Source organism: Clostridia bacterium (assembly GCA_017394805.1).
In the GTDB taxonomy this organism is placed as follows: Bacteria; Bacillota; Clostridia; order Christensenellales; family CAG-1252; genus RUG14300.
Genome location: JAFPXC010000029.1, coordinates 16,133 through 19,487 on the forward strand (window position 1 = coordinate 16,133; position 3,355 = coordinate 19,487).

Genomic DNA, 3,355 nt, shown 5'->3' on the forward strand with positions numbered 1-3,355 from the left:
CTGCGAATACATAAAGGAAGGGAAGATATGAGAAGAAGAAACGCATTGATCGTTATGTGTATGTTGTGGGTGTGCGCCGTGGCCTTGGTGGCGTTCGTGCCCGCCCCCGAGACGGCGGACGCCGCCGCTCTCAAACAGGGTTCCACCGGCTCGTTGGTGCGCACGGTGCAGACCAAACTCAAAAATTGGGGCTATTACACGGGCACGGTAGACGGCGTGTACGGCGCCAAGACCGTGGCGGCCGTCAAGTATTTTCAGCGCAAAAACGGCCTCACGCAGGACGGCGTGGTCGGTCCCGCCACGGCGGCCAAGATGGGCGTCACCTTGTCGTCCTCGGGTACGACGGGTTACAGCAATTCGGACGAATATCTGTTGGCGCGGTGCGTGTACGCCGAGGCGCGGGGCGAGCCTTACGTGGGACAAGTGGCGGTGGCGGCGGTCATTCTCAACCGCGTCCGTAGCAGCAGTTTCCCCAACACCATTTCGGGCGTCATCTACCAAAGCGGCGCCTTTACGTGCGTGGCCGACGGCCAAATCAACCTTACGCCTAACGATAGCGCGTTCAAGGCCGTGCGCGACGCGATGAGCGGGTGGGATCCCACCAACGGGTGCTTGTACTACTACAACCCCGCCACGGCGACCAGCAAGTGGATATGGTCGCGCGAGGTGCATCTCACCATCGGCCGTCACAGTTTTTGCGTATAGGAGGTGGGTATGGACGTGGCGAAAAGAACGCCGAAATGGATGATCGGCTTGGCAATCGTATTGGCGGTGACCGCTATCGCCTTGGGCGTCGCTTGGGGCGTGACGAGTAGACGTGCGCAGGCCGAGACCGCTCGGCTCACGACGCGGCTCGAAAACGGATACAAACAAAACTACTATCAACTGTGCTACAACGTGGGCAACCTCTCGGCCTATCTCAACAAGTTGACCGTGGCGGCCTCGCCGACCATGCAAATGCAACTCTTGGGGCAAATCAACGGGGAAGCGGCGGCGGCAGGCGCGGCCTTGGCGGCGTTGACCTCGGTGGACGACGACGCGCGCAAGACGACCAAGTATATCAACCAAGTGGGCGACTATTGCCTGCGGTTGCAGTACGCTCTGGCCGAGGGCGGCACGCTCGGACAAAAGGAAAAGGAGAACTTGGCGGCGCTCTATACCGTCATTATGCAGATGGAAGCGGGCTTGGACGAGGTCAAAACGCAGGTAGACCAAGGCAACTTCGACTTCGTGGGCGCCGAGGAGAACAACGTTTTCGCCCGCACGGTGGCCTCGTTCGAGGCCGAAACGGTGGCGTACCCCGCCCTTATCTACGACGGTCCCTTCTCGGACGCGCTGGACCGTGCCGAGCCGCTGGGCTTGACGGGCGAGGCGATCACACGCGAGGACGCCGAGGCCAAAGTGGCCCTGTACCTTCCCACCGAATATACCCTTTCCTACGCGGGCGACCTGAGCGGCAAGATAGAGGCCTACCGCTTCGAGGCCGAGACGGCGTACGGACGTTACTACCTCGACGTCACCAAGACGGGCGGGCACTTGCTCAACCTGTCCGCGGACGCCGAGCCGCAGGACACCGTCTACACCGCCGAGGAATGCAGCGCCTACGGCTTGGGGTATCTCGAACGCATCGGCCTCGAGGGAATGCACGCGGTTTGGGCGTCCAACTACAACAGCGTCTACTATATCAATTACGCCTACACCGAGGGCGACGTGGTGTGTTATAGCGACCTCGTCGTGCTCAAAATCAACGCCGAGACCAAGACCTTGGTGGGCGTAGAGGCGCGCAACTACCTGATGAACCATCGCGCCCGCACCATCGCCGCGCCCGCCGTGACGGCCGCCGAGGCCGAGGCCGCGGTCAGCCAAAACGTACGAATTGATGGGGTACGTATGGCCCTAATTCCGACCGAAGGCGGCGACGAGCGCCTCACCTACGAACTGTCGGGCACCACCTCGGACAATCGCTATTTCATCTACGTGGACGCCCAAACGGGCCGCGAATACAAGATCCTCCGCGTCATCGACAGCACCGAAGGTCAACTGCTACTATAAGCGGCAAAATCCTTTCAAAAAAGAAAAACCGCACTTTGCGTGTTACGCAAGGTGCGGTTTTATATCCGTAAGAGGGGATAGACGCGGCGTCGTATCGCGGCAAAAAGGCGTCCGGTACGCCGAGGCGAATGCGGCAAGTCGCCGTTCGATAGCGTGCGACGGTGCTTTTGCTCCGATTATTGCCCGCGCACCACGCCCACGAATAGCCCCGCGTCTATCGCGCCGAAGAAGCGGCTGTCCGTGCTGCTGCCTCGGTTGTCGCCCAGCACGTACACGCGCCCCTCGGCCACTTTGGTAGCGGATACGGGGTATACGGTATATACCTTTTCGCTACCATGCGCCTCGGCGTAGGCCTGTGCGTAGGCCGTCGTGGCGTCGTCCAATTCGTTTTTGTTGAGCATCAGCAGATCTTCCTCGACCGCCGTGCCGTTGCGGTATAGCCGCACGAGGTTGGCGCCCTCCGCCTGTTCGGCGCGCAGTTCCACCGTGTCGCCGCCCAAGGCCACGACGCGCTTCACCAATATGGAGTAGCCGCCGCTGTATTTTTCGGGTATTTTCAATCCCCATATCGGCATACTGCGCGCAAATCCGTTGCCGCCGTAGTATTCCGCCGAGGGCAGTTTCTCGTCTTCGCGCAGTTGATCGGTGACGAGGAAGAAACACGCCACGTCGCCCACTTGGGGTTTTTGGGTGGTATTGACGTAGATGAGTTGTCCGTCTTTGAGCGTGGGGCTCATACTGCCGCCGCTGACCACGAGGGGGCGGAACCACATAAAACGCACCGTCGTGACGCCGAGGAAGACGACGGCGACGGTGACGACGCACAAGGCGACGATGGCGATAATTTGTAACGAACGTTTTTTCATAATCTCTTTTTTGACGCGTTTGCGCCTCGCCGGTTCTCCGTGTTTCGAGCGGTGAGCGCATAGGTTTCGCAGGTGTAAACGGGGCGTTTCGAGCGAGGTTTCGCCCCCTCGTCCGCGCCTGACGGGCATCCGTCGGCGGTTTGCCTTGCCGAAGGCGCATCTTCGCGCCCCCCGAACTCTATATCTTGTGTCCTTTTGCGCCCATTGTACCGCAAAACGGCGCAAAATAGGCGATTTGGGGCAAAACTTAATAAAATCTTAGCCATAATACACCTTGCAACTTAATGAAAAAAATGGCATAATAAGGCGAACTATTCTCTTTGCGCGTATAATATATATACTATTGTGTGTATTGCGTGTGAAGTCGGTGATAAAATCGTGAAAAGCTTGTCTGCCGAGGCGCCCAGGGCGCCCTTGGCGCATAAGAAGGAGTAGAT

Annotated in this window: 3 protein-coding genes; 2 read left to right on the forward strand and 1 reads right to left on the reverse strand. The window is 59.1% G+C overall.

The genetic code is table 11. From position 1 onward, the window contains the following. Window positions 1–27: 27 nt before the first annotated feature. Both sleB and II896_07375 read left to right on the forward strand, forming a co-directional pair. On the forward strand, window positions 28–705 hold the full coding sequence (gene sleB / locus II896_07370; GenBank protein ID MBQ4444455.1) for a spore cortex-lytic enzyme: 678 nt from the start codon (window positions 28–30) through the stop codon (window positions 703–705). Window positions 706–714: 9 nt separating this feature from the next. Then, a complete protein-coding gene (locus tag II896_07375; protein ID MBQ4444456.1) occupies window positions 715–2,052 on the forward strand; it encodes a germination protein YpeB in 1,338 nt (445 codons plus the stop codon). Window positions 2,053–2,228: 176 nt separating this feature from the next. On the opposite strand, the gene lepB is transcribed toward II896_07375, so the two are convergent. Then, on the reverse strand, window positions 2,229–2,918 hold the full coding sequence (gene lepB / locus II896_07380) for a signal peptidase I (protein MBQ4444457.1): 690 nt from the start codon (window positions 2,916–2,918) through the stop codon (window positions 2,229–2,231). Window positions 2,919–3,355 lie beyond the last annotated feature (437 nt).